The sequence below is a fragment of the Flaviaestuariibacter terrae genome, assembly GCF_054777635.1.
The window spans coordinates 686710-712943 of record NZ_BAAHAL010000006.1 but is presented as its reverse complement, the minus strand read 5'-3'; the positions used below and the strand labels follow the sequence as shown (position 1 = coordinate 712943).

At 58.5% G+C, this 26234-nt stretch carries 24 protein-coding genes; 11 read left to right on the top strand and 13 right to left on the bottom strand.

The genetic code is table 11. From position 1 onward, the window contains the following. Window positions 1-119 precede the first annotated feature (119 nt). From ACYU7Z_RS03835 to rpsO, 5 genes are all read right to left on the bottom strand, one after another. Window positions 120-935: a M48 family metallopeptidase gene (locus tag ACYU7Z_RS03835; RefSeq protein WP_460567541.1), complete on the bottom strand. Its 816-nt coding sequence runs from the start codon at window positions 933-935 to the stop codon at window positions 120-122. Window positions 936-1028: 93 nt separating this feature from the next. Next, window positions 1029-1679, bottom strand: a complete 651-nt coding sequence (plsY, locus tag ACYU7Z_RS03830) for a glycerol-3-phosphate 1-O-acyltransferase PlsY (protein ID WP_460567539.1) — start codon at window positions 1677-1679, stop codon at window positions 1029-1031. Between the two features lie 73 nt (window positions 1680-1752). After that, entirely contained in the window at window positions 1753-2556 is an 804-nt protein-coding gene (gene prmA, locus ACYU7Z_RS03825) for a 50S ribosomal protein L11 methyltransferase (RefSeq protein WP_460567537.1), read from the bottom strand. A 56-nt stretch (window positions 2557-2612) separates the two neighbouring features. Continuing rightward, on the bottom strand, window positions 2613-5063 hold the full coding sequence (gene pnp, locus ACYU7Z_RS03820; protein WP_460567535.1) for a polyribonucleotide nucleotidyltransferase: 2451 nt from the start codon (window positions 5061-5063) through the stop codon (window positions 2613-2615). 151 nt (window positions 5064-5214) lie between these two features. Beyond that, the gene (rpsO, locus tag ACYU7Z_RS03815) at window positions 5215-5484 is read right to left on the bottom strand and encodes a 30S ribosomal protein S15 (protein ID WP_460567533.1); all 270 of its coding nucleotides are present in this window, start codon (window positions 5482-5484) and stop codon (window positions 5215-5217) included. A gap of 215 nt (window positions 5485-5699) precedes the next feature. Between rpsO and ACYU7Z_RS03810 the strand changes: the two genes are divergently transcribed. Then, on the top strand, window positions 5700-6311 hold the full coding sequence (locus ACYU7Z_RS03810) for a MiaE family protein (protein ID WP_460567531.1): 612 nt from the start codon (window positions 5700-5702) through the stop codon (window positions 6309-6311). Between the two features lie 72 nt (window positions 6312-6383). On the opposite strand, the gene ACYU7Z_RS03805 is transcribed toward ACYU7Z_RS03810, so the two are convergent. From ACYU7Z_RS03805 to ACYU7Z_RS03780, 6 genes are all read right to left on the bottom strand, one after another. Next, complete coding sequence (locus tag ACYU7Z_RS03805; protein WP_460567529.1) at window positions 6384-7394, bottom strand: GSCFA domain-containing protein; 1011 nt, start codon at window positions 7392-7394, stop codon at window positions 6384-6386. After that, window positions 7395-8258: a hydroxymethylglutaryl-CoA lyase gene (locus ACYU7Z_RS03800; RefSeq protein WP_460567527.1), complete on the bottom strand. Its 864-nt coding sequence runs from the start codon at window positions 8256-8258 to the stop codon at window positions 7395-7397. After that, a complete protein-coding gene (gene rlmB, locus ACYU7Z_RS03795) occupies window positions 8255-9022 on the bottom strand; it encodes a 23S rRNA (guanosine(2251)-2'-O)-methyltransferase RlmB (RefSeq protein WP_460567525.1) in 768 nt (255 codons plus the stop codon). The genes ACYU7Z_RS03800 and rlmB overlap by 4 nt, the downstream gene beginning before the upstream one ends. Before the next feature lie 177 nt (window positions 9023-9199). Beyond that, on the bottom strand, window positions 9200-10450 hold the full coding sequence (gene metK / locus ACYU7Z_RS03790; protein ID WP_460567523.1) for a methionine adenosyltransferase: 1251 nt from the start codon (window positions 10448-10450) through the stop codon (window positions 9200-9202). A gap of 75 nt (window positions 10451-10525) precedes the next feature. Further along, window positions 10526-12013, bottom strand: coding sequence for a DUF4270 family protein (locus ACYU7Z_RS03785; RefSeq protein ID WP_460567521.1), 1488 nt, complete (start codon window positions 12011-12013; stop codon window positions 10526-10528). Between the two features lie 34 nt (window positions 12014-12047). Further along, window positions 12048-12863, bottom strand: coding sequence for a glycogen/starch synthase (locus ACYU7Z_RS03780; protein WP_460567519.1), 816 nt, complete (start codon window positions 12861-12863; stop codon window positions 12048-12050). Window positions 12864-12950: 87 nt separating this feature from the next. On the opposite strand from ACYU7Z_RS03780, the gene panC reads away from it, so the two are divergent. The 9 genes from panC to amaB all read left to right on the top strand — a co-directional run bounded on the left by panC (window position 12951) and on the right by amaB (window position 23545). Then, complete coding sequence (gene panC / locus ACYU7Z_RS03775; RefSeq protein WP_460567517.1) at window positions 12951-13793, top strand: 4-phosphopantoate--beta-alanine ligase; 843 nt, start codon at window positions 12951-12953, stop codon at window positions 13791-13793. Window positions 13794-13927: 134 nt separating this feature from the next. Next, entirely contained in the window at window positions 13928-14272 is a 345-nt protein-coding gene (panD, locus tag ACYU7Z_RS03770) for an aspartate 1-decarboxylase (protein WP_460567515.1), read from the top strand. Between the two features lie 49 nt (window positions 14273-14321). After that, a complete protein-coding gene (locus ACYU7Z_RS03765; RefSeq protein WP_460567513.1) occupies window positions 14322-15368 on the top strand; it encodes a lysylphosphatidylglycerol synthase transmembrane domain-containing protein in 1047 nt (348 codons plus the stop codon). Next, a complete protein-coding gene (gene rfaE2, locus ACYU7Z_RS03760; protein WP_460567511.1) occupies window positions 15325-15813 on the top strand; it encodes a nucleotidyl transferase family protein in 489 nt (162 codons plus the stop codon). The genes ACYU7Z_RS03765 and rfaE2 overlap by 44 nt, the downstream gene beginning before the upstream one ends. A 20-nt stretch (window positions 15814-15833) precedes the next feature. Beyond that, window positions 15834-17927 carry a polyphosphate kinase gene (gene ppk1 / locus ACYU7Z_RS03755; RefSeq protein ID WP_460567509.1) on the top strand — a complete coding sequence of 698 codons (2094 nt, stop codon included), beginning with the start codon at window positions 15834-15836 and terminating at the stop codon, window positions 17925-17927. Next, window positions 17908-18810: a Ppx/GppA phosphatase family protein gene (locus tag ACYU7Z_RS03750; RefSeq protein ID WP_460567507.1), complete on the top strand. Its 903-nt coding sequence runs from the start codon at window positions 17908-17910 to the stop codon at window positions 18808-18810. The genes ppk1 and ACYU7Z_RS03750 overlap by 20 nt, the downstream gene beginning before the upstream one ends. Before the next feature lie 268 nt (window positions 18811-19078). Further along, window positions 19079-19894, top strand: a complete 816-nt coding sequence (gene panB / locus ACYU7Z_RS03745; protein WP_460567505.1) for a 3-methyl-2-oxobutanoate hydroxymethyltransferase — start codon at window positions 19079-19081, stop codon at window positions 19892-19894. 186 nt (window positions 19895-20080) lie between these two features. Beyond that, window positions 20081-22006, top strand: a complete 1926-nt coding sequence (locus ACYU7Z_RS03740) for a TonB-dependent receptor plug domain-containing protein (protein WP_460567503.1) — start codon at window positions 20081-20083, stop codon at window positions 22004-22006. A 12-nt stretch (window positions 22007-22018) separates the two neighbouring features. After that, entirely contained in the window at window positions 22019-23545 is a 1527-nt protein-coding gene (gene amaB / locus ACYU7Z_RS03735; RefSeq protein ID WP_460567501.1) for an aldehyde dehydrogenase family protein, read from the top strand. An 86-nt stretch (window positions 23546-23631) separates the two neighbouring features. On the opposite strand, the gene ACYU7Z_RS03730 is transcribed toward amaB, so the two are convergent. Then, the gene (locus ACYU7Z_RS03730) at window positions 23632-23769 is read right to left on the bottom strand and encodes a hypothetical protein (protein ID WP_460567499.1); all 138 of its coding nucleotides are present in this window, start codon (window positions 23767-23769) and stop codon (window positions 23632-23634) included. 12 nt (window positions 23770-23781) lie between these two features. Further along, the gene (locus tag ACYU7Z_RS03725) at window positions 23782-24231 is read right to left on the bottom strand and encodes a VOC family protein (protein ID WP_460567497.1); all 450 of its coding nucleotides are present in this window, start codon (window positions 24229-24231) and stop codon (window positions 23782-23784) included. Between the two features lie 225 nt (window positions 24232-24456). Here ACYU7Z_RS03725 and ACYU7Z_RS03720 point away from each other — a divergent pair, with 225 nt between their 5' ends. Then, window positions 24457-26199, top strand: a complete 1743-nt coding sequence (locus ACYU7Z_RS03720; protein WP_460567495.1) for a S8 family serine peptidase — start codon at window positions 24457-24459, stop codon at window positions 26197-26199. Window positions 26200-26234: the final 35 nt, after the last annotated feature.

The following is a 26234-nucleotide window of genomic DNA, read 5'->3' as shown; positions in this document are numbered from 1 at the left end:
CAGAATGCAAAAGTACGATAAAATTGCCATATGTACAAGGTTGAAGTAAAGAAAAACCCCGCCCAAGGCGGGGTTTTGCCCGGCAGAACCTTGTTTTTCCGGTTCTGCACAGTTAAAGCTTATCGGCCTGCGGGCTTGTAGTACTTCATTGCTTCCGGCAGCCATTCCTTGATCTGCTTGATACGCGTGGCATCGGAAGGGTGATCGCTCAGGATCTCGGGTTGCTTGGAGCCGCCCTGTGCGGCCATACGCTGCCAGAGCGCAAGGGCCTCGTTCGGATTGTAGCCGGCCATCGCCATCCAGATAAGACCGTAGCGGTCGGCCTCCGACTCCTGCTTGCGCGAGAAGGGCAGCGTACCCAGTACGGTCGAACCAATACCAAAGGCCTGCAGGAACAGGTTCTGCGTGGCGGCAGGGCGGTTGCTTACGGCAACCGAAAGAGCGGAGCCAAGCCCCTGCTGCAGCATACCCTGGCTCATCCGCTCGTTGCCGTGCTGGAAGAGCGCGTGGCAGATCTCGTGGCCGAGTACGGCCGCAAGTGCCGCTTCGTTCTGCGTTACAGGCAGCAGGCCGGTATAGACCACGATCTTACCGCCGGGCATACACCAGGCGTTGACCTGCTTGTCGTCGACGAGATTGTATTCCCACTGGTAGCCCTGGAGACGGTCGCTGATGTTATTCTGCCGGTGGTAGGCAACTACTGCGTTCACGAGACGCTGGCCAACGCGGCGAACCATCTCGGCGTCGCGGTCGGCCGAAGGACTGACCACATGCGCGGAGCTGAGAAATTGCCGGTACTGCTGGGTACCCATCGATTGTAATTCGGATTCGGGGAGGAGGCTGAGCTGATTGCGGCCCGTGATCGGGTTGCGCGAGCAGCCCATAAGTACAGCCGTGCTGATGAGAAAGGCCGTAACGGTCTTAAGGATCTTCATATTCGTCTCTTTTATGGTTTGCGCGGTCAAGAATGATACCACAAAGACCCAAAGAAAAGCCCGGGGTTGAAGCCCGGGCCATGGAATAACATTTTATTTACGGACGCGCTGTCGCCGGCGGTCGCGGTGCTTCAGGATCGGCACCTTGCTTTCGCTCCCTTTCAGGATGCGCCCGATGTTCTTCTGGTGCGTCAGCAGCACGAGCATACCCACCGTTACGGCAAAAATGCGATAGAGGTGCTCCGGCTCGTTAAAAATGAAGAGGATAAAGATCGGGAAGGCAACGCTTGCGAGAATAGAGCTGAGCGACACCCAGCGGGTGAGGAATAATACCAGGATAAAGATACCCACACAGCAGAGCGCCACGTTGGGCTGTATACCGAGTACCATCCCGAAAAGAGAGGCAACGCCCTTTCCACCACGGAAATTAGCCCAAATGGGGAAAATATGACCAAGCACAGCGGCAAGGCCAAGGCCGAGCTGCATATTGACGAGGTAGAGGTCGTCGTGGAAAGCGTACGGGAGGAAAAAAACGAGCTTGACGGCAACGATCGCCTTCAGCATATCGACGATCATCACAAAGGTGCCCCAGCGGGAGCCAAGAACGCGGTAAGTGTTGGTAGCGCCAGAGTTACCGCTGCCGTAATCGCGGATATCGATATCAAAAAAGTACCTGCTGGTCCAAACCGCGGTAGGAATACTTCCGACCAGGTAGGCAACCAGGATCAGCATCAATTCATTCATGTGCAAGGCGGTTGAAGAGAAGCCAAAATTAGGACAATCGGCGGAGAGGCGGCTGTTAAATCGAACCGGGCCTTTAGAATTTGTTAACAAACCCTAAGTAGATCCAATTATTTTTTTCACTGTAATGCTCATGCGTAAACCCGGCCGCTCCATATACCTCTTCAATGATCGGGCGGTCTTCGACAAGCAGCCCGCTGAGCAGCAGGTAGCCCCCGGGCACAACCGCTTTTTTCAGGTAATCGACGTAGTCGAGCAGCACGTTGCGGTTGATGTTGGCGAGCACGATATCGAAAACGAGCCCTTCGGGCAAATCCGCGCTGAGCGCCACTTTCACGTGCCGGCACCCGTTGCGGCTGCAGTTCTCCTGCGCGTTTTCCAGGCTCCACGGATCATTGTCGATGGCGAGCACCTCGGTTGCCCCGAGCTTCTCGGCAAGGATGGCCAGTACGCCTGTGCCGGTGCCAAAATCAAACACCCGTTTGCCCGCGAAGTCGAGCCCTTCCATCGCCTGCATCATCTGCCAGGTGGTGGCGTGATGCCCTGTGCCGAAGCTCATCTTGGGAGTGATCAGGAGCTCATGCCGTACGCCCGGTATCGGGTCGTGAAAGTGCGCCCGCACCGCTACGAAGTCGTTGACGATCACCGGCGGGAAATTCTTCTCCCACTCGGCGTTCCAGTTGCGCTCGCCGATCGTTTCGGTGCTGTACGAATAACCCTGGAGGAGATTGGCCAATTCTTCGGGGTCGTAGCCTTCTTCTACATAGGCGAGCAGGCGGTCGTCCTGCTGCTCAAAGCCGGTGGCGATGTCGGACAGAAGGCCGATCAGCAACTCCTGCTGTTCGGTACCGGCCGGAATGGTAAGGAGAATATGGTTCATGAGAAAAGAAGAAAAGGCTGCCCGAAGACAGCCTTTTGAAATGGTTTTGTTACAAATCAGAGGAGATCGTCGGGGCCGAGCTCGGAGTGGTTGCCGGGCTGCTGGCCTTCGGCCGAAGGTTGCTGCTGCTGCGACTCCTGCGAGAAGTTGCTGCCACCTTCTGCCTGCGGACGCGGGTCGCTGCTGCGGGCCTCACGGCGCTCTTCGCGGCGGTCGTTGCGCTCCATGCGGCGGTCGCCACCACGGTCGTCGCGGCGGTCACCACGATCCCGGCGGTCTCCCCCACGGTCGTCGCGGCGGTCGCGACGGTCTCCCCCGCGGTCATCGCGGCGGTCGCCACGATCGGGACGGCGCTCCTGCTCTACGAAACCTTCCGGCTTCGGCAGCAGGGCCTTGCGGCTCAGCTTGAATTTACCCGTCTTCTGGTCCACGCCTATCAGCTTCACCTTGATCATCTCGCCTTCGCTCAGCACACCGTCGAGGGTCTCGAGACGCTTGTAGCTTACTTCGGAGATGTGCATCAGGCCCTGCTTGCCGGGCATGAATTCAACGAAGGCGCCGTAAGGCATGATCGAGATCACCTTGCCTTCGTATTCGCCACCCTCTTCGGGTACTTCCACGATGCCTTTCACCCAGGCGAGTGCCTTGTCCACGCCTTCTTTCACGGCGCCGAAGATGGCTACTTCACCCTGGTCGTTGATCTCTTCGATATTGATGGTCGTACCGGTTTCACGCTGGATCTGCTGGATGATCTTGCCTCCGGGCCCGATCACAGCGCCGATGAACTCGCGGTCGATGTAGATCTTCACGGTGCGCGGTGCATGCGGCTTCACGTCGGGGCGTGCGGCCGGGATGCATTTCTCCATCGCGTCGAGGATGTGCATGCGTCCGCGGCGGGCCTGCTCGAGTGCCTGGCGCATGACGTCCATGCTGAGGCCGTCTACCTTGATGTCCATCTGCACACCGCAGATACCATCGCGGGTACCGGTCACTTTGAAGTCCATATCACCGAGGTGGTCTTCGTCGCCGAGGATGTCGGTGAGTACGGCAAACTTGTCGCCTTTCGTGATGAGACCCATGGCCACACCCGAAACGTGCTTCTTGAAGGGCACACCGGCGTCCATCAGGGCGAGGCAGCCGGCGCAAACCGTAGCCATCGACGAGGAACCGTTCGACTCGAGAATATCGCTTACCACGCGCACGGTGTAGGAGTACTCGTCGCCGGGCATCATTTGCTTCAGCGAGCGGAGCGCCAGGTTACCGTGGCCCACCTCGCGGCGGCCGGGAGCGCGCAGGAACTTCACCTCACCTGTCGAGAAGGGCGGGAAGTTATAGTGCAGGAGGAACTTGGTATAGTCCGACTTGGCAGCGCTTTCCACGAGGAGCTCGTCGAGCGGGGTGCCGAGGGTTACGGTGGTCAGCGACTGGGTTTCACCACGGGTAAACAGCGCCGAGCCGTGCGGGCCAGGGAGAACGTCCACTTCCATATCGAGCGGGCGAACCTGGTCGAGGCCGCGGCCGTCGAGGCGAACACGGTCGTTGAGGATCATGTCGCGCACGGTGTGGTATTGGAGGTCGTTCAGGTAGTCGCCAATGAGTTTCTTGGTAACATCCGGAAGCTCACCGCCTTCGGGCAGGGCCGTTTCGGCTTTGATAGCGGCTACGACTTCTTCCTTTACTTTCTTGTACAATTCCTTACGCTGGGCCTTGGGCTCGTTGGCGCGGGCGATCTCCGCCATGCGCTTCTCGCCGAGGGCATTGACGCGGGCACGCAGCTCTTCGTCATGCTGGGGCTTGGGGTAATCGCGCTTGGGGCCAACGCCAACCAGGGCACGGAGTTCTTCCTGGGCCTTGATCTGTACGCGGATGGCTTCGTGGGCGATCTCGATGACCTTGATGAGGTCTTCCTCGCTGCACTCCTTCGATTCGCCTTCCACCATCATGATGTTCTTCTCGGTGGCGGCGATGATAAAGTCCATATCGCTCTGCTGCATTTGCGAGCGCGTGGGGTTGATGACGTATTCACCGTTGATGCGGCTGACGCGCACCTCGGAGATGACCTCCTGGATGGGAACGGTCGATACGGCGAGGGCAGCCGATGCGGCCAGGCAGGCCATGGCGTCGGGCATGATCTCGGGATCGGAGGAGATGAGGGTGATGATCACCTGCACCTCGCAGAAATAGTCTTCGGGGAACAGCGGACGCAGGGCGCGGTCAACAAGGCGGGAGGTCAGTACCTCGTAGTCGTTGAGGCGGCCTTCGCGCTTGAAGAAAGAGCCGGGGATGCGGCCGGCGGAGGCGAACTTCTCCATATAGTCTACGGAGAGGGGGAAGAACGATTGGCCGGGTTTGGGTTCCTCGGTGGCCACGACGGTAGCCAGCAGGACGCAATTGCCCTGGCGAACGGTAACAGAACCGTCGGCCTGGCGGGCGAGGCGGCCCGACTCGATGGTGACTTCACGGCCACCGCCGATATCGAATGTTTTTGAGAATTTCTGGGTCAACATCTTGTTGAAATTTAGGCCCGGAGTGGGTTTGAAGGCCATGGGCGGGCTCCGGGCGGGGTTAGTGAAACGTGCAGGCGCACGTAGGCGAAGGCAGGACGCCTTAAAGCAAAAAAGCCCTCCCGGACGCGGGAGGGTCAGGAAGGGCTTTTACTTATTTGCGGATGCCTAATTTTTCGATCAGGCTGCGGTAACCTTCGAGGTTGTGCTTTTGCAGGTAGTTGAGCAGGCGACGGCGCTTACCCACCAGTTGCATCAGGCCACGGTGCGTGGAGAAATCTTTTTTGTTCTGCTGCAGGTGCGCAGAAATCTGGGCCATGCGCTCGGTGATGAGGGCGATCTGGCCTTCGATGGATCCTGTGTTTTTTTCGCTACCGGCGTACTGCGTGAAAATGCCGGCTTTCTTTTCTTTCGATAAAGGCATTGTTTCGATTTTTTCGGGTGTCCCCATTGGACCCCCATTTCAGTTTACTTATTTGAGGTGCAAAGTTAGGGAAAACAGTTTGAAGTTTGCGGTTTGTAGTTTGAGGTTTTCTCGTATTCGGCATCCAAACTCTTGAATTTCAACGGAAATCGACCGGTAATCGCGTGTCGCCAACCCCAACCTGAAATCCCAAACCCCAAACTTACCTTCGCCGCATGGAACTCTATTCCGAAGACACCCGCACGATCCTGGGCCTCCAGCTACCCACCGACCCGCGCTGGGTCGACCTGGCGGCCCTCTCCCTGGAGGACGTGCTCACCGACCATGCCTGGTGCGAGCAAAAGGCGGCCGTTACCTGCATCACCATCATCCAGCGGCACAGCGACCGGCAGGAGCTCGTCGCAGCGCTGGCCCCGGTGGTTACGGAAGAATGGGGCCATTTCCGCCTGGTGCTGGCCGAGCTGCACAAGCGCGGCCTCAGGCTTGGCCGGCAGCGGAAAGACCTTTATGTGAATGCCTTGCTGGGGCATGCCCAGGCCGGCGGATCGCATGAAGGACGTTTTCTCGACCACCTCCTCATGATGGCCCTCATCGAAGCCCGCTCCTGCGAGCGCTTCAAACGCCTCAGCGAAGGACTGCAGGACCCGTATCTCCGCCAGTTCTACCGCCGGTTCATGGAAAGCGAGGCGGGCCATTATGCCCTATTTATCAACTTAGCCGAAACCTACCTTCCGAAGGACCTGGTGCGGCAACGCTGGGCCGAATGGCTGGCTTTCGAATCCGGGGTGCTGCAAAACCTGCCGCTGCGCGGCGACCGGATGCATTAATGATTGGGAACGGCATCCCGGGCAACGCTTGCACAGGCATCCGAGAGGTATGCACGATTTCTAAGAGGGAATCTACCCTTGTGCCCCGAAATAGCTGATCTCCCCGGAAAAGTCCAGTTCCGGGTACCGCGCCTGGAGCTCCCGGGCCTTTGCCAGCTGCGTGTGTAAAAACTTCCGGTGCGCCTCGGTTTCGGGAAACGATGGCCGGTGCTTCCGGGCGCCATTGAGCTTGCGGATCTCCTCCAGCAAGTGCCGCGTGTCCTCGCTCGTATAGGTTTTCAGGAACTGCTCCAGCACGAAGCCGGTGGCCAGGTAGTTGGGATGTACGAGGTCTTCTGCGTAAAAGCGATAGTCGCGCAGGATGTCGATGACGAGTTCATACGACGGGAAATAATAGAGGCGATCGAACTTACCCACGAGGTGATGAACGGACTCCAGCAGGCGCGCCTTGCTGCGGTTGTTTTCCACCACGCCGTCGCGGATGTGGCGTACGGGCGAAACCGTAAAGAGAAACTTAAGCTTCGGGTTGAAGCGAAACAGGCGGTGCAGCGTGTTGTCCAGTAGTTCGACGGTTTCGTCGATCCCGAGCATGTGCTTGCGAAACCAGCCCGCGGGTGCCCGGTGGCAGTTGGCAACGCCGGCGCCGGCGGCCAGCGGCTGGACCGGCTTTGTATCCTGGTCGAGCAACCGGTAACTGAACGAAGAGCCCAGCGTGATGATCAGCCAGTCTGCTTCTTTCAAAAACTGCTGTGCGGCTGCCTGCGCGCTGTTGAGTCCTTCCAGAACGGTTGCGGCATCAGTGCCCGAAAAGCGGCTGTGGTGGTTCCAGCTATGCCAGATCCCGTCTCGCTCAAACAGGTCGGCCTCCGTATAAGGCACAGGGTCGATATAGGACTGGAGGCTCCGGCATACTGAGGCCGGGTCGAAGAGAATGCCGTTGGGATTTTGCAGCACCCGGAACTTGAGTTCGCCGAGCGCGGTGCCGATATGCTCGGTAAAGCAGGAGCCAATTGAAAGGATCCGCTCGCCGGGCATCATCCGCACGCCGGGGTCTGGGATATGCACAGGTAGCATCAGGTCCATCTACACGAAGATTTGTTGCGCCAGCTCCCTTGCTTTCGAAAGGGCTGCGCGGTCGAGCGACAGCTCCTCCCCTTTTTCGGCCATGTAATCGATCAGCCAGTCGCTGTTCATGTTGCCCACGAGCTCGTCGTCGGCCATGGGGCAGCCACCAATGCCAAGAAGCGCGCCGTCGAAGCGCCGGCAGCCCGCTTCGTAGGCCGCATCGACCTTTTCGTGCCAGCCGGCGGCCGTGGCGTGCAGGTGAACGCCGATCTCGGTTCCGGGAAGTGCCGCTACAAGCTGCCCGGTGATACTGCTGATCTGCTCCGGCTTCGCTACACCGACGGTATCGGCGAGCGATACCACCGGCACGCCGAGCTCCGCGATCTTATTGGTCCATTCGAGAACCACGCCGGCGCTCCAGGGATCACCATAGGGGTTGCCGAATCCCATCGAAATATAAACCACCAGTTCCTTCCCGTGCTGCACACATAATTGCTGGATCGCGCGAACGCGCTCGAGGCCTTCTGCGATGGAGGCATTCGTGTTGCGCTGCTGGAATGTTTCGGAGACCGAAAACGGAAAGCCCAGGAACCGGATCGCTTCGTGCTGTACGGCTTCCTCGGCGCCGCGCACATTCGCCACAATAGCCAGTAGCTTGCTCCGGCTCCGTTGCCAGTCAAGGCCGGCAAGCACCTCGGTTGTATCGGCCAGTTGGGGAATGGCCTTCGCCGAAACAAAGGAGCCGAAGTCGAGCGTGTCGAAGCCAACCCGCAGGAGCGCATTATGGTAGCGGATTTTCTGAGCGGTGGGGATGAACGTCTTCCAGCCCTGCATCGCATCGCGCGGGCATTCCACGAGCTTCACTGTGCGGGTCGTACTCATAGCATCATTCGTTGTTTCATGGCTTCATAGAGGATCATGCCTGTGGCCACCGATACGTTGAGCGATTCGAAGCCGGTGGGCATGGGGATCGTAAAGCGCTCATCGCAGATCTTCATCAGCGCCGGGTGGATGCCCCGCTCCTCCCCGCCCATCACGACCGCGACAGGCTCGCGGAAGTCGAGGTCGAAAAGTTTTGCGGAGGCGGTCATCTCGGAGGCGAGCACGCGGATACCATTGAGGCGCAGCTCGTCGACGGCTTTCATAAGGCTGTTGACGCGGCACACGGGTATGTGCTCAAGGGCGCCGGCCGAGGTCAGCATGGCGTCTTCGTTGAGCGCGCCAACGCCTTTATCGGGGATGATCAGCGCCTGCACGCCCATGCTCCAGGCCGTACGCGCAATGCCGCCGATATTGCGGATATCGGTTACACCGTCGAGGATCAGGAACAGCGGAACCTCTCCTTTATCGACCACCCAGGAAATGACTTCCTGCAGGTCGTGGTACTGCACGCGCGACAGGAGCGCCACGCAGCCGCCATGCTCGCCGATGTTAAAGCCATTGAGCTTTTCCGCCGGTACGTAGTTGATGGGAACGCCCGACCGCTCGGCGGCCTTTCGTATCTCGCCCTGCAACGCGGTGGGAGCTGTCTTTTGCAGGTAGATGCGGTCGATGGCGCGACCTTCGGAGAGTGCCTCGAGAATGGCATTGCGGCCAGCGAGCAACATATTCTTTTTCGGGCGCTGCGGAGAGCGGAAATTTTTCACCCGCCAAAGGTAAGCGCATGAGGAGGAATTTGCAGAAGCGCGGTTTGTCGCAGCCTTCAAACCAGCAATCCCTGGCCTGTTGCCGATCGGTCGATGCACCAGGAAATGCTCTACGCTCTTAACCCAGAAAAGAAAAAACCTCCGCGGGAGCGGAGGTTTTGCGTTGATGTGTTCTTATCAGATACCGAAAGCTTTCTTCACTTTCGGAACGTAGTCCAGTTTTTCCCAGGTAAAGAGCTCCACCTTCTTCGTCACGGCTTTGCCGCCGGGCATCTGGAAGGTTTTGGTCACCAGCTCGGGCTTGCGGCCCATGTGGCCATAGGCGGCGGTTTCGCTGTAGATCGGGTTGCGGAGCTTCAGGCGCTGCTCGATGAAGTACGGACGCATGTCGAAAATGCCGCGAACGATCTCGCCGATCTCGCCATCCGTCATGTCGACCTTCGCGGTGCCGTACGTGTTCACGTTCACGCTCGTCGGTTCTGCTACACCGATGGCATACGAAACCTGCACCAGCACTTCGTCGCACACGCCAGCAGCCACCAGGTTCTTGGCGATGTGGCGTGTTGCGTAAGCGGCCGACCGGTCGACCTTCGAGGGATCTTTGCCCGAGAAAGCGCCACCGCCGTGGGCACCCTTGCCGCCGTAGGTATCTACGATGATCTTGCGGCCGGTAAGACCCGTGTCGCCGTGCGGCCCGCCGATCACGAATTTGCCCGTGGGGTTGATGTGGTACTTGATGTCGTTGTTGAACAGCTTCGCGTACTTCTTGTATTTGGCCTTGACGCGTGGGATGAGGATGTTGATGATGTCCTTGCGGATCTGGTCAGCCATCTTCCTGTCGGTATCGAAATCGTCGTGCTGCGTGGACACCACGATGGCGTCGATGCGCACGGGACGGTTGTTATCGTCGTATTCGAGGGTAACCTGGCTTTTGGCGTCGGGGCGCAGGTACTTGATCTGCTTGTTCTCGCGGCGCAGCGCAGCCAGCTCGATGAGCAGCTTGTGGGCCAGGTCGAGGGCGAGCGGCATATAGTCTTCCGTCTCGTTGCTGGCGTAGCCGAACATCATTCCCTGGTCGCCGGCGCCCTGCTCTTCTTTCTTCTGGCGGTCAACACCCTGGTTGATATCGGAGGATTGCTCGTGGATGGCCGAAAGGATGCCACAGGAATTTGCTTCGAACATATACTCGCTCTTCGTGTAGCCGATCTTGCGGATAACGCCGCGGGCGATCTCCTGCACATCGAGGTAGGCTTTCGATTTGACCTCGCCGGCAAGTACAACCTGGCCGGTCGTCACCAGTGTTTCGCAGGCCACTTTCGACTGCGGGTCAAGTGCAAGGAAATGGTCGATGAGCGCGTCGGAAATCTGGTCGGCAACTTTATCCGGGTGGCCCTCCGAAACGCTTTCAGAAGTAAAGAGATAAGGCATTGGTGACTGTAATTGATGGGTTGGAAAATAAAACAGGGTGCAAATATAGCACCCTGTCGTATTCAATTGAATTCGTTATCCCGGCAGCTTCGAGTACACGATGCGGAGACGCATCCGGGCATTGGGGTCGGCATAGGTGCCGCCGCCCAGTACCGCCCGCCCGTAGGCGACACGCGGCAGCCGGAAGAAGGTACGGCCTGCCTTGCCGAAGCGCGCATCGGCAACACGCAGCTTGAAGGGCGCGAAGAGCTTGAGCTCGTCGTTCGCGGCTCCGTGTGCAAGGATCTGCTGCACATGCAGGGTGACATTAAACCGGTACTTCTTATCAGCCTTGAGATCGCCACCGAAGACCGAGCTGTTGACGGCTCCGAAGTTGCTCAGGGATGCCGACAGGGAGTCGTCGCGGATCTGGAGCACCGAGTCGCCGGAGCGGCGTCCGAGGAACAGCGACGGAGGCGCGGCGAAGATGTTGTCGTTTACGGAAGGCAGCACCGTTGCGATCAGCTCGGCGCGGTGTACGACCTTGTTGGTCATCGTATCGAGCCCCGGAATGCGGAGAAAGATTGCGCTGCCGGGCTCGCTTTGCAGATAAGCCTTGTCTTCACTCGTACCGAGGTTATTCAGGTACGTGAGCCAGTTGCCACCGGGTGTGCGTTGGATCAGGTTCGCGGTAGCGCCGCGGCCCTTGAAGGTCGACGTATCGGCGGTGTAGGTCGACTGGTAGCCGCCACCGATGATCCCGTGGTAGTAGTTATACGAGGTCGTATCGATCGTGCCTGCGCGCTTCACGCGGAAGTACACGGTCAGGCGTGTCTTGCTCGTGTCCACGAGGTTGAAGTACGCAAGACCATTACCGGTGCCCGCATCGGCTAATACAGCAAGACCGGGATGAAGCGCGTAAAAGGATTTGTAGTCGTGGTGTGCAAGCGAATCGAATACGAGGTTGTCACCAAACAGGTTGTTCAGGCGGACACGCAGCACGTTGGCGACTTTCGTCGTATCGCGCTTGCGGATCAGCGTTAGCGAGTCGTCGAGGTTGCGGATGCTGAAGCTCTGGGTACCTAGTACCGTAGGCTCGACCGCAAAGGGCGCTTCCTGTGTGGTATATACAGAGCTGTCCTTGAAGTTCGAGGGGAAGCTTAATTCGCGCACCTGTACCGAGAGCGGCGCCATGCTGTCGCCGTAGCTGGTCACGTAGCCTAACTGGAGCACAACGGAGTCAACAGTAACGGAGTCGCGGTTGTAATAAGGATAGGTTCCAACGCCGTAAAATGCCGGCCCGAAGTTGAAGTAAGCATCAGCCTTGCTGTTGCCGAACTCCGGGTCGTTCGTGATGGCGCCGATGGCAACCAGGTCGGCAGGCGACGTGGTCGTATTGCCGTTCCAGCGGCCATTGTCGGTCAGGACATCGAGAAATGTTTCGAAAGTATTGATGTTGTCGACCGCCGGAACAAGGCCGCCACCGAGCTCGGTAGCTTCGTTGATCTTGCGGCAGGACTGTATTCCAAGGCTAAACGTCAGGAACAAGACTGCAGGGAGCAGCAGCCAGCTAAGTTTCTTCACACGAAAGAGTTATCGGTTTAAAAGAGGGAGACACCTACTTCCCCGCAAGATCGACATACAACTGTAAATAGTCTGTTAAATCAGACTCTGCATTATAGGGTAACGTCTTCTTGCCGCGCACTTTAGAGAAGGCTTCCACGAGCGCCGGGTCGACGTCGTCGGAGCCGAAGGTGATGGCATCGGCATAGGTGGCGCCGCCGCGGAAAAGCGCGCTGTTGTTGCCTTCCTTGAAGGCCTCGAGGTCCTTTTCCTTAAGCGTCGAGTGGATCAGCGCTTTGTTGATAAAGTCTTCGCCAAGCTTCTCCTCGAAGGTGTTCTGGCCGATGGTGTATACCACCTTGCTGTGGGCGAACACGGGTTCTTTCTTATATACCGTTTTAAGGTATGCGGGAATAAGCGAGGTCATCCAGCCACTGCAGTGGATGATGTCCGGCGGCCAGCCGAATTTCTTGACGGTTTCGAGGGCTCCCTTGCAAAAGAATACGGTACGCAGGTCGTTGTCGTCGAACCACTTCTCGTTCTCGTCGGTGAAGACGAACTTTCGCTTGAAGAGGTCTTCGTTGTCGAGGAAATAAACCTGCAGGCGGGCGTTGGGCAGCGAGGCTACCTTGATCTGCAGCGGGAAGTCTTCGTTGTCGACCGATACGTTGATACCGGAGAGACGTACCACTTCATGGAGACGGTGGCGGCGCTCGTTGATCGTTCCGAAGCGGGGCATAATACAGCGCACTTCGAAGTTGTTGTCGTTAGCCTTGATGGCCAGGCGGTTCACGATCTCTGAGAATTCCGTCAGCTCCAGGTAGGGTGACATCTCGTTGGCAATAAATAAAATTCTTTTCTTTGCTGACATTGTAAACCCGGGTTTTGCCTTCAAAAGGTGTGCAAAGGTAACTATTTCTTGCCAATGCGGTCCGGATAATGAATACGAACCGCACACATGACGATTTTCAAAACTGCCCAGGATCTGCGCGCCTGGCTTGCCGCAGCCCGCGCCGATGGGCTGTCTTCCGGCTTTGTTCCCACGATGGGCGCCCTCCACGACGGACACCTGTCGCTGCTCCGCGCTGCCCGCCAGCACAACCAGGTCACGGTGTGCAGCATCTTCGTCAACCCCACGCAGTTCAACAACCCCGACGACTTTGATAACTATCCCAGCAGCATAGAACACGACATCGAGCAGCTGCTCGGTGCGGATTGCGACGTGCTGTTCCTGCCGTCGGTGAGCGAGGTGTATCCGCCCGGTCATATCAAGAAGCACTACGACCTCGGGCCGGTGGAGCAGGTGCTTGAAGGCGCCTTCCGGCCCGGGCATTTCCAGGGCGTTTGCGAAGTGGTGGAGCGCCTCCTCGATGTGGTTCAGCCCGACCGGCTCTACCTCGGCCAAAAGGATTTCCAGCAATGCATGGTGCTCCGCCGCCTGCTCGAGATCAGCGGCAAAGACAAGGACATCGAGCTGGTTATTGCTCCCACGCTGCGCGAAAGCGACGGCCTCGCGATGAGCAGCCGCAACCTTCGCCTCGATGCGCAACAGCGCGGGCAGGCGACGGCCATCTACCGCGCGCTCGATGGGATCCGCCGCGCCTTTGGATCTGCCGGCAACCGCGCGCTCGAAGCCGAGGCGACAAAAGCACTTGCGGAACAGGGCTTCCGTGTCGACTATGTCGCCATCTGTGAGCCGGCCACCCTCCTGCCGCTCGAAGGCACGCAAAAGCCAGCTGTAGTATTAGCTGCCGCGCATCTCGGCGATGTGCGTCTCATCGACAATATTGTTATTGACTGAATAAGCCGGCATTCGGGAACCGGCAAAGCAATGCATTTCGGGACATCAGTTGATGGCTGTTAGGTGCCGGTTTTTCCCGACAAGGGCTCCGGCCGGTTGTGATTCCGCAGTCCCGACACTAACTTTGCGGCGTCATGACAATTACCATTCTGAAATCGAAAGTGCATAGGGCGGTGATCACCGAGGCGAACCTCAACTACGTTGGCAGCCTGACGCTCGACCAGGACCTGATGGATGCGGCCAACCTCATCGAAAACGAGCAGGTGCAGGTGGTCAACGTCAACAACGGCGAGCGCCTCGAAACCTACCTGATCAAGGGAAAGCGCGGCTCGGGTGTCTGCTGTCTCAACGGGCCTGCCGCACGCAAAGGCATGGTCGGCGACGTGGTGGTGATCATCTCGTATGCATCGATGGACTTCGAGCAGGCCAAGCGTTTCCAGCCCTCGATCGTATTTCCCAAAGAGGGTAACCGGCTGTAAGTGAACGTTAATTCCTTGGCCCTTCACCGGGCCGGGACTATATTGCCGTATGAAGAAGCCCGTACTGACCATCGTTCAATACCTGTTCTTCCTGGGGCTCGGGATCTTCTTCGTTTGGCTGTCGGTGAAAGACATCAGCTCCTCGGACTGGGAGGCGATCAAGGGAGCCGTGCTACGGGCGCGGCGCTGGCTCATATTGCCGGCCTTCCTGTTGCTCGTGATGGCGCACTACAGCCGTGCCCTCCGCTGGAAGATCCTCATGGAGCCACTCGGCTACAAACCCAGCAACTTCAATGTTTTTGCGTCTGTCATGATCGGCTACCTCGTCAATGCGGCTGTACCACGACTTGGCGAAGTTGTTAAATGCACGCTGCTGGCGCGGTACGAGAAAATGCGTGTCGATAAGCTTGTCGGCACCATCGTCATGGAACGGGCTGTCGACGTCATCTGCCTGACGGCCGCCTTCGCCGCGGCCTTTGTATTCCAGGGCCATGTGATCACCGATCCCATCGTGAGCAAGTTCTCTTCGGTGGTCAACGATGGAAGCGGCCACGTATCGGTGGTCAAGCTGTCGTTGCTTCTCGGGGGCGCGATCCTGTTGGTAGGCATCGTAATTTTCCTGATGAAGCGCTTCGCCCATATCGACTTTGTCGGAAAGGTGCGCAACGTGTTTTCGGGTATCGGGCATGGGCTCAGCTCCATCCGCTTCATTCGCCAGAAAGGCGCCTTCCTCCTGCATACGCTGCTCATCTGGGCCATGTACCTGGGCGGTACCACGATCGGGATCTATGCACTCCGCGAAACCGCGCACCTTGGAGTCGGCGGCGGGCTGACGACCCTTGTGCTCGGCAGCCTCGGCATGGTGGTGACGCCCGGTGGCATCGGCGCCTATCCCCTGCTGATCGGCAAGCTGATGGGCTGGTACGGACTCAATGAGAATACCATCGGCGTTGCGCTCGGCTGGCTGCTTTGGGTCGTGCAAACGCTGGTGACCCTTGTCGTTGGCATCCTTTGCTTCGCCTTTCTTTCCTATCACAATAAAAACCGCATTCTTGAAAGCCCCGTTATTCTACCAGACCAAAATCCTGGCGCCTGAAGAGTTCCGCCGCCGGGTGGCGCAGTGGCGCCTGCTGGGTAAGACGATCGCCTTTACCAACGGCTGCTTCGATATCCTGCATGCCGGTCATATCGCCTCACTGTGCGCCGCTGCAGCGGAGGCCGACATGCTAGTCGTAGGCCTCAACAGCGATGCCTCGGTGAAGCGCCTGAAAGGTGCAAGTCGTCCCGTTAATGACGAGGACAGCCGCGCTACCGTTCTGGCTTCGTTGTTGATGGTAGACGCCGTTGTGTTGTTTGAAGAAGATACCCCGCGCGAGCTCATAGCTTCCTTTCTCCCCGACGTGCTCGTAAAAGGTGGTGATTACAAAGTGGAAGAAATTGCAGGCGCGGCCGAAGTGCAGGCTGCCGGCGGGCGGATTGTGATCAATCCCATCAGGCAAGGATTTTCTACGACCGGAATTATTGACAAGCTGCGGCAGTAAGCGCCGCGAACCCTACGACCATGAGCACAACGCTACGACGAAAGATCATTCCCCGCGATATCAGCTGGCTTTCCTTTAACGGCCGGGTGCTGCAGGAGGCGGCAGATCCCTCGGTGCCGCTGCCCGAGCGCATCCGCTTCCTCGGCATCTTCTCCAACAACCTCGACGAATTTTTCCGCGTGCGCGTAGCCACGCTGAAGCGGATGATCCAGTTTGGCAACAAGGCCCGCATGAACCTCGAGGAAAACCCCGAAGGCATTCTCGAAGAGATCCAGATGATGGTGCTGAACCAGCAAACCGAGTTCAACCGGATCTGGGAAGTGATCGTACAGGAGTTGCGGGCGCAGAAGATCTTCCTCATTACGGAAAAGGAACTCAACGAGGAGCAGCGCACCTTCGTGGAGGAATATTACGACAGCGAGGTCAGCGCCAACGTCATCCCGCTGATGATCGAAAGTATCCCCGACTTCCCCTACCTGCGCGACAAATCGATCTACCTGGGCGTGGTGCTTTCCATGAAGGAAACCGCGCTGAAGCGCAAGTACGCTGTTATTGAAGTGCCGACGCGCTTCAACGACCGCTTTATCCTCCTGCCGTCGCCCGACGACGAGAAGCATATCATCCTGCTTGAAGACGTGATCCGCTTCAACCTGCCCACGATCTTCAGCTACTTTGGTTTCGACCAGTACCAATCGAACGTATTCAAGGTAACGCGCGATGCCGAGATCGACATCGACAGCGATATCGCCACCAGCCTGATCCAGAAGCTCGAGAAGGGCTTGAAGAACCGTCGCAAGGGCAAGCCGGTGCGCCTCGTGTATGATAAAGAGATGGACCCGGGGCTGCTCGAATACCTGATCCGGCGGATGAATCTTACCAAGCGCGACAACCTGATCCCGGGCGGGCGGATCCACAACTTCCGCCACTTCATGGAATTCCCGCAGGCGGTGTTCCGCGGCAAAGGCACGCGGCGCAAGCCGTTCGGGCACCCGCTGCTGGAGGAAGGCCGCACCACCGACGTTGTGCTCGAGCGGGACATCCTCCTGCACTTCCCCTACCACTCGTTCAACCCGGTGATCGATATGCTCCGCGAGGCGGCGATCGATCCCGATGTGACGGCCATCAAGATCACCTGCTACCGGCTGGCCAAGAATTCGAAGATCGTTAACGCGCTGGTCAACGCGGTGCGCAACGGGAAGCAGGTAACGGTGATGCTCGAGCTGCGCGCGCGCTTCGAGGAAGAGGCCAACCTCGAATGGAAAGAGCGCCTCGAGGATGAAGGCGTGCGTGTGCTTATCGGCATACCCAACATGAAGATCCACGCCAAGATCTGTCTTATCCGCAAGCGCCTCCACGACCGCGTGATCCATTACGGCTTTGTAAGCACGGGCAACCTCAACGAAAGCACGGCAAAGGTGTATGCCGACCATTGCCTGCTTACCTCCAACCGGGCGATCATGTCGGACGTGAACCGGCTGTTCAACTACATCGAGCACTATAAAACGGGAACGCATTTTCTGAAGGCCTGCCGCACGCTCATACCGAGTCCGGTGTTTACGCGCCGCGCGATCCTCAAAATGATCGAAGCGGAAGTGCGCAATGCCCGGAAGGGCAAGCCGGCAAGCATCATTGCGAAGATGAACTCGCTGTCGGACGAGGTGCTCATCGATGCGCTCAACGAAGCCGCCCGTGCCGGTGTGGAGCTCAAGCTCATCATCCGCGGCATCTTCTGCATGATCACCGAAAACGAGCGCTTCGTGAAGCCCGTTACGGCGGTCAGCATCGTGGACGAATACCTGGAGCATGCCCGTGTGTGGATCTTTCACAACGGGGGCAAGGAAAAGATCTTTATTTCCTCGGCCGACTGGATGACGCGCAACCTCGATCACCGCGTGGAGGCTACCTGCCCGATCCTCGACGAGCGCCTCAAGGAGGAGCTCCTCGACATCATCAAGATTCAGCTGCAGGACAATGTAAAGTCGCGCCTGCTCGACAACGCGCTCAGCAACACCTATGTGCCGCAGGGCCTGCAGCCGCCGATCCGCGCACAGGTGGAGATCTATAATTATTTACACAATAAAATGGAATTGCAACGTGAGACTGGCAGCGATTGATATCGGGAGCAACGCCGGGCGCTTGCTCATTAATGACGTAGTGCAGGGGCCGAACGGCAAGGCCGAGTTCATCAAGATGGCGCTCGTGCGCGTTCCCCTGCGCCTTGGCTTCGATGTGTTCGACACAGGCCGGATCTCGCAGAAGCGGTCCGACATGATGCTGAAGACGATCGAGAGCTACAAGCTCCTGATGGAGGTGTACGAGGTGAGCCACCTGCGTGCCGCGGCCACATCGGCAATGCGCGATGCGGCCAACGCAGCCGAGGTGCTGGCGCGCATCGAGGAGCGTACCGGGATCCGCATCGACGTCATTTCCGGCGGCGAGGAAGCGCGCTTCGTGTACGAGAACCACGTGGCCGAAAACCTGAGCAGCCAGGAGTCGTACCTGTATATCGACGTCGGTGGTGGCTCCACGGAGCTTACCTTTTTCAGCGACGGCAAGCTGCAGTTCAAGGAATCGTTCAATATCGGCACCATCCGGCTGCTGAAGGACCAGGTGGACAAGAACGCCTGGGAGCTGATGAAGAACTACATCAAGGAGTTCACCAAGGGGCATCATCATGTAACCTGCATCGGGTCGGGCGGTAATATCAACAAGGTGTTTTCACTGTCGAAGCGCAAGGAAGGAAAGCCGCTGCAGCTCGACCAGCTGCGCAACTACTACAAGGAGTTCAGCGCCCTCTCCATCCGGCAGCGGATGCAGCTGTACAAGTTCCGCGAAGACCGCGCCGACGTGATCGTGCCGGCGCTGCTCATTTACATCAACGCGATGCGCTGGGCCGACGCCGAAGACATCTTCGTGCCCAAGATCGGTCTTGCGGATGGCCTGATCCATTCGCTCTACGACGATATCATGAAGACCGAGCAGGAACGTTGGGTTTAATAAGTACATAAGTTCGAAGCCGGAAGTCTCAAGTGGTCTTTGGTTGTCAGTAGTGAGCCGTCATTGCGGGTGCAGCGAACGGATTTACCCGGAGCCGATTGCTTCGCACCCTCGCTTCGCTGTAGCCCTCGCAACGAACTGGTCCCTGCCGGAGCCTGTACTATCACCTGCCGACTTCCCACTTCCGACCTCAGCGCTCCGACATCCGACATCCGACATCCGACTTCTTCCTGACCTGCGTTTGCCTAACTTGCCCCAAATTTCAACTATGTCTGCTGCTGCCGAGGTAAAACGCATCACCACCGCCACCCTGCAAAAGATGAAGGCCAACGGCCAGAAGATCTCGATGCTGACCGCATACGACTTCTCCTTCGCCCGTCTCATCGACGCCGCCGGTATCGACGTGCTGCTGGTGGGCGACTCTGCATCGAACGTTATGGCCGGTCATGAAACAACGCTGCCCATTACGCTCGACCAGATGATCTACCATGCGCAATCGGTGGTGCGCGGTGCACGCCGCTGCCTCATCGTGGTGGACATGCCCTTCGGCTCCTACCAGAGCAACGGCGACATCGCGCTGGCCTCCGCCATCCGCGTGATGAAGGAAACCGGCGCCCACGCGATCAAGATGGAGGGCGGCGAAGAGATCATCGACTCCGTGCGGCGCATCATTTCCGCAGGCATTCCGATCATGGCACACCTCGGGCTCACCCCGCAATCGATTTATAAATTCGGCTCGTACAACGTGCGCGCCAAGGAGGAAGCCGAGGCGGCGAAGCTGAAGCGCGACGCGATCCTGCTCCAGGATGCGGGCTGCTTTGGCCTCGTGCTCGAAAAGATCCCCGCGGCCCTGGCCAAAGAGGTCAGCGCCTCGCTGCATATACCAACGATCGGCATCGGCGCCGGCGCCCATTGCGACGGGCAGGTGCTGGTGATGCACGACATGCTCGGCATCAACACCGAGTTCCGCCCCCGCTTTCTTCGCCAATACCTCAACCTCCATGAGCAGGTGACGGGCGCCGTCAAGCAATACATCGACGATGTGAAGGGAGGCAGCTTCCCGACCGACGCGGAATCTTACTAGGAAGTTTTCGGTTTTGGGTTTTCGGTTTTGGGTTTTCAGTTTTAGGTTTTCTGCCAAAAATGTCAGATTTACCTAACGCATACGGGTGCCAGCCGGATTTATGCCATTGCGCAGATACCAGCAATCACAAACTCCAAACGGCAAACTCCAAACTGTCTTCTATCTTCGCCGCGCAAAAGCCAAAACATGAAGCATTTTCCTACCTGCGCCTCGGCGCTGCTGCTCCTGTTAGCAGCTGCGAGCGGCAACGCGCAGCAAGCGGCCCCGGAGCTTGACCCGGTGTCGGTGACCAGCAATTTCCATCCCCTCAACACTTCGCGCACCGGCCGCAATATCCTTGTGCTGAAGGGCGAGCAGTTTCGCAACCTGCCGGTGAACAGTATCGACGAATTACTCCGGTACGTGCCGGGTATCGAGATCCAGGCACGCGGGCCGATGGGCGCCCAGAGCGACATCGTACTCCGCGGCGGCACCTTTCAGCAGGTGCTGGTGATCGTTGACGGGCTGCGGATCAACGACCCGTTCTCCGGGCATTTCGCTACGTACTTCCCCATCGCCCCTGCCGAGATCGAGCGCATCGAAGTGCTCAAAGGCGCTGCTGCAGCCCAATACGGATCCGAAGCCGTCGGTGGCGTTGTACAGATCATCACGAAATCCTTCGCCGCCGCGAAAGGCACCAAAACAAAAGGCGGCCTCGCCCAGCTGTCGGCCGGGCAGTACGGCCTCGTCAACGCGCAGGCGGGTGGCCACTACAGCAACGGGCGCACGACCGTCGCTGGTGGCCTGCTGACCAATAACGCCGATGGCGTGCCGCAGCGCGGGATCAAGGGTTACTTTCATGCCACTACCGCTTCTGCCTCGGTAGCGCATTACCTCAACGACCGCTGGCGCCTCGCCCTGCGCTCCTCGTACGATGTACGCGACTTCGCCGCGCAGAACTTCTATACCACGTTTGCCAGCGATACTTCGACCGAGAAGGTAAAGACCTCGTGGAACCAGTTCTCGCTCCAATATGCAAAAGGGCGCGACCGTTTTCTTTTCGATGCCGGGTACAAGAATACCTCGGACTATTTCCTCTTCAACCCAGCCGGCACGGCGAATGAGAACAAGAGTGAGCTATGGCAGCTTGCTGCGCGCCAGGAGCATCGCATCGGCACGCATACGCTGTGGACCAACGGCCTGCAGTTCAACAACCGCGCGATCCATTCGAACGACCGCGGCAACCACAACGAAAATGTTGTGGCGGGCTACAGCACCGTGAGCTATACGGGGGCTGGCGGCTTCAGCATTGCCCCTGCCCTTCGCCTCGACTGGCACCAGCGCCGCGGCTTCGAGCTCGTGCCGCAGCTGGCTCTTTCGCTGCGCCGCGCCGTGTGGCAGCTTCGCGCAAGCGCGGGCAAGACGATCCGCGACGCCGACTTCACCGAGCGCTACAACAACTACAACAAAACACTGGTGCTGAGCGGACGCATTGGCAACCCCGACCTTGCGGCCGAGCGCGCTCTTGCGCTCGAAGCCGGTGGCGATCTTTTCCTGGCCAAAGGCTGGCGCGTTTCGGGTACATACTTCAGCCGCCGGCACAAGGGGCTTATCGACTACGTAGTGACGCCCTATGCGCAGATGCCGCGCCGCGACAACCTGTCCCCCACCGGCAGCTATGCGCTGGCGCAAAATCTTGCCGACGTGAACATCCACGGCGCCGAGCTCGACCTGCACTACCTGCGCCCGCTCCGCAACGGGCAGTCGCTGCAGGCGCTGGCCGGGGTTACCTGGGCCGAAGCAAAAAGCAGCAATGGCATTACCGGTTTTTACCTCACCTCGTTCGCGAAATACCTCGTCAACGGCAGCGTTACTTTTACAAGCCGGCGCGTTGAACTTGCTGTAACGGGTATTTACAAAGAGCGGGCGGCCGCGCAGGAAGCGCCTGCCATCAAGGCCAGCCTGTCGAAAGACTATTTTGTGCTGAATGGAAAAGCACAGTTCTTTGTGCTCCCCGCCCGCCTGGGCGTGTTTGTGCAGGCCGACAACCTGCTCGACAAAACGTACAGCGACCTTCTCGGCGCCCAGATGCCCGGCCGCTGGATCCAGGCCGGCGCTCAATTCAAATTCTAAAAAACGATTGTTATGCAGGACGTATTAGCAGCCCTCGGTATCGGCGCCAGCAACAGCGGCGCGAGTACGGGCACCCAATGGATCGCCGGCACGGGCCGCGAGATCGCATCTTTTTCACCCGTCGATGGCAAGGAGATCGCCAAGGTAACGCTGGCCGATGAGGCCGCCTACGAGCAGGTGATCCGCAAGGCGCAGGAAGCCTTTGTTGCCTGGCGTATGTACCCTTCGCCGAAGCGGGGCGACATTGTGCGCCAGGTTGGCGAAGCACTCCGCAAATACAAGGAGCCGCTGGGCAAGCTCGTTTCGTACGAGATGGGCAAGAGCCTGCAGGAAGGCTATGGCGAGGTGCAGGAAATGATCGACATCTGCGACTTTGCAGTTGGCCTCTCGCGGCAGCTGCACGGCCTCACGATGCACAGCGAGCGCCCCGGCCACCGCATGTACGAGCAATGGCACCCGCTCGGTATCGTCGGTATTATTTCCGCCTTCAACTTCCCCGTTGCCGTGTGGAGCTGGAACACAATGCTGGCCTGGGTTTGCGGCGACGTTTGCGTTTGGAAGCCTTCCGAGAAAACGCCGTTGTGCGCCATTGCCTGCCAGAACATCATCAGTGAAGTTTTCAAGGCGAACAACGTTCCGGAAGGCGTTTGCGGTCTTGTGATCGGCGAAGCCAATATCGGTGAGAAGCTCGCAGCCGATGGGCGCGTTCCGCTCGTGTCGGCCACCGGATCTACCCGGATGGGAAAGGCCGTCGGTGCCGCAGTAGGCGCCCGCCTCGGCCGCTCGCTGCTTGAGCTGGGCGGCAACAACGCCATCATCATCTCCAAGGATGCTGACCTCGATATCGCCATTGTTGGCTCGGTATTCGGCGCCGTGGGAACGGCCGGCCAGCGCTGCACCACTACGCGTCGCCTCATCATCCATGAGTCGGTATACGATGCGTTCCGCGACAAGCTCGTGGCTGCTTACCAGCAGCTGCGGATCGGCAACCCGCTCGACGAGAACAACCACGTGGGTCCGCTGATTGACAAAGGCGCCGTGGAGCAATACCTGGCGGCTATTGAAAAGTGCAAGGCCGAAGGCGGCCGCTTCCTCGTGGAAGGCGGCGTGCTCGAAGGCGCGGGCTACGAGAGCGGCTGCTATGTAAAGCCTGCCGTGGCCGAAGCGCAGCCGCACTTCGAGATCGTACAGCACGAGACCTTCGCGCCGATCTTGTACTTAATGAAGTACAGCACGCTCGACGAGGCCGTTGCCATCCAGAATGGCGTGCCGCAGGGCCTCTCCTCTTCGATCATGACACTGAACCTCCGCGAGGCGGAGACGTTCCTTTCGTCGGCAGGCTCCGATTGCGGTATCGCCAACGTCAACATCGGCACTTCGGGCGCCGAGATCGGTGGTGCCTTTGGCGGTGAAAAAGAAACCGGCGGCGGTCGCGAGAGCGGCTCGGATGCCTGGCGTATCTACATGCGCCGCCAGACCAACACGATCAACTACAGCAACCAGCTTCCTTTGGCGCAGGGCATTCGCTTTGACCTGTAAGGGAAGATCATTCGCTGCATCATAAGACAAAGGGCCGTTGTGAAACGGCCCTTTGCTATTGCGTATTTCGCGAATGATTCCGGCATCTACCTGAGCAGCTTTTCCTTGGCGAACAGGAAGATCGCCAGCCAGACGAGCCCCTTTACCAGGAAGAAGAGAAAACCGGCCCAGCCGATGCGCTTGAGCCATTGCTTCCATTTCGGGGGCGTGGTACCGCTGTCCATGCCCGAAAGATACTATTTCTGGATTTCGGCGGCGGTAGTGGCGCCGGAAGCCTGCATCATTTCCTGGAGCGCGGCCTCGTTCATGTAGGCGATTTCCCATTGGTGGCCATCCGGGTCCGCGAAGCTGTGGCCATACATCCAGCCATGATCTTCCGCATCGCGGTAGATGCTGCCGCCGGCGCTGACCGCTTTCTGAACCATCGCATCCACTGCTTCGCGGCTCTCCGCGTCGATGCAAAGGAGCACCTCGGTTGCCTTTGTCGCATCCACGATTGGCTTGTGCGTAAAGTCCTGGAAGCGCTCATGCGTCAGGAGCATTGCAAAAATGTTCTCCCCCAGCACGAGCGCTGCGGCCTTGTGGTTGCTGAATTGCGGGTTGAAGGAAAAGCCGAGCTGTTCGAAGAAATTTCGCGACTTCTGGATATCCCGAACGGGAAGGTTGATGAAGATCTTGGTTGCCATAACGATCGTTTTAATAGATCAAAGCTAACTGGCCATCACGAAAGGCAACAGCCCTGGCTGCGACAAAAGAACGGGGAGCTTGCGACTGGCTCCGGCTGCAGGCCTGATGAAAATGACGTTGCGAAAATTACCGGTTGCGGCCACCCGCACGAAAAGGTTGCCGTTTCTACAATTCACAAATCCCTAAGCTGGCCCGTCGCTAATTTTAGCGACAATCGTATTGGAATGAAAAGAAATTTTTGGACGAATGGCCGGTACATATTGCCGGTATTGCTTGCGGTGGCGCTTTCCTGGAATGCCGGTGCGCAGACGGCCGTGAAAACGGCTCCCAACGGCTGGCACCTGAAAGATCGCGCGCAGGATGGCTTTTACGGCATCAGTCTCGACAAGGCCTACCAGTTTCTGAAGGGCCGGAGCAGCAAGACGGTCGTTGTTGCCGTGATCGACTCGGGTATCGACACCACGCACGAAGACCTCCGCCCCGTGCTGTGGACCAACCCCGGCGAAATTCCGGGCAACGGCATCGACGACGACAAGAACGGCTATGTCGATGACGTGCACGGCTGGAACTTCCTCGGTGGCAAAGACGGGCGCAACGTGAACGAAGATTCGTATGAGGGCGTGCGCTTTTACTGGAAGAACAAAGCCCGCTTCGAAAACGCGGACAGCACACAGCTCCGCGGTGCCGACCTTGCCGACTACCGGGTGTGGACCCGCGCCCGCTATGACCTTGAGCAAAAAGTAGACAAGGAAGAGGTTGCCGGTTTCCGCAGCATCTACCCCATCGTTTCGCTCTACGACTCCGTACTGCGCAAAGCCATCGGCCGGCCCGAATACACGGCCACCGACCTCCGCAATCTCCACAGCGACAACCCGATGATCCGCGAAGCGAAAGCAGCCTTTACCCAGTTCTTCGCGGGCAACGACACAACGGAATATGTATCCAACAAGATGCTGCTCGAATACATCGAGGGCAAGCTTCGGATGGCCGACTGGCTCAAGTCGCCGCCGCCGGCCTACCGCGGCGAAGTGACGAAGGATAATGAAGACGACATCAACGACCGCAACTACGGCAACAACGATATCATGGCCGGTACGCCGATGCATGGTACCCACGTTTCGGGGATCATCGGCGCGGTGCGCGGCAACGGTGTGGGCATCGATGGCATTGCCGACAACGTGCGGATCATGATGCTCCGGGCCGTTCCCGATGGCGATGAGCACGATAAGGACATCGCGCTGGCCATCCGCTACGCAGCCGACAATGGCGCGCAGATCATCAACATGAGCTTCGGCAAGGCCGTATCGCCGCAGAAGGCTGCCATCGACGACGCGGTGCGCTACGCGCAGGGCAAGGGCGTGCTGCTCGTGCAGGCTTCCGGCAACAGCCACGAGAATATCGATACGGCCCGCAACTTCCCGACACCCGTGTTCCTCGATAAAGGCCGCGCCCAGAACTGGATCGTGGTGGACGCTTCCGGCGACCCGACCAACGGCGGGCTGGCAGCCGACTTCTCCAACTACGGCACCAGCATCACCGACGTGTTTGCGCCGGGCAAGAATATCTATTCCACGCTTCCTGGTGGTAATGCCTACGGCAACCTGTCGGGTACCAGCATGGCCTCGCCGGTAACGGCCGGTGTTGCCGCACTGATACGGGAATATTTTCCCAAACTAAGCGCCGCCCAGGTCAAGTATGTGATCGAGAACAGCGTGGTAAAGCCGGCCATCAAAACGCCGAAGCCGGGCTCCGAAGAGGAGAAGGTTTCCCTAAGCGCACTCAGCCACACAGGTGGCGTTATCAATGCCTACGAGGCCGTAAAACTGGCAGACGCCGTCAGCTCGGGCCGCGTGAAGCTGAAGATCGAATCCAATAAGGTCAAGGTGAAGACTGACAAGGAAAAGACGAAGACAAAGTCGGAGCCCAACAAGGTAAAAACGAAGAAAGAACCGCTGAAAACATTCTGAGGTTATCCATAGAAAAACCCCGGCCCATGCGCCGG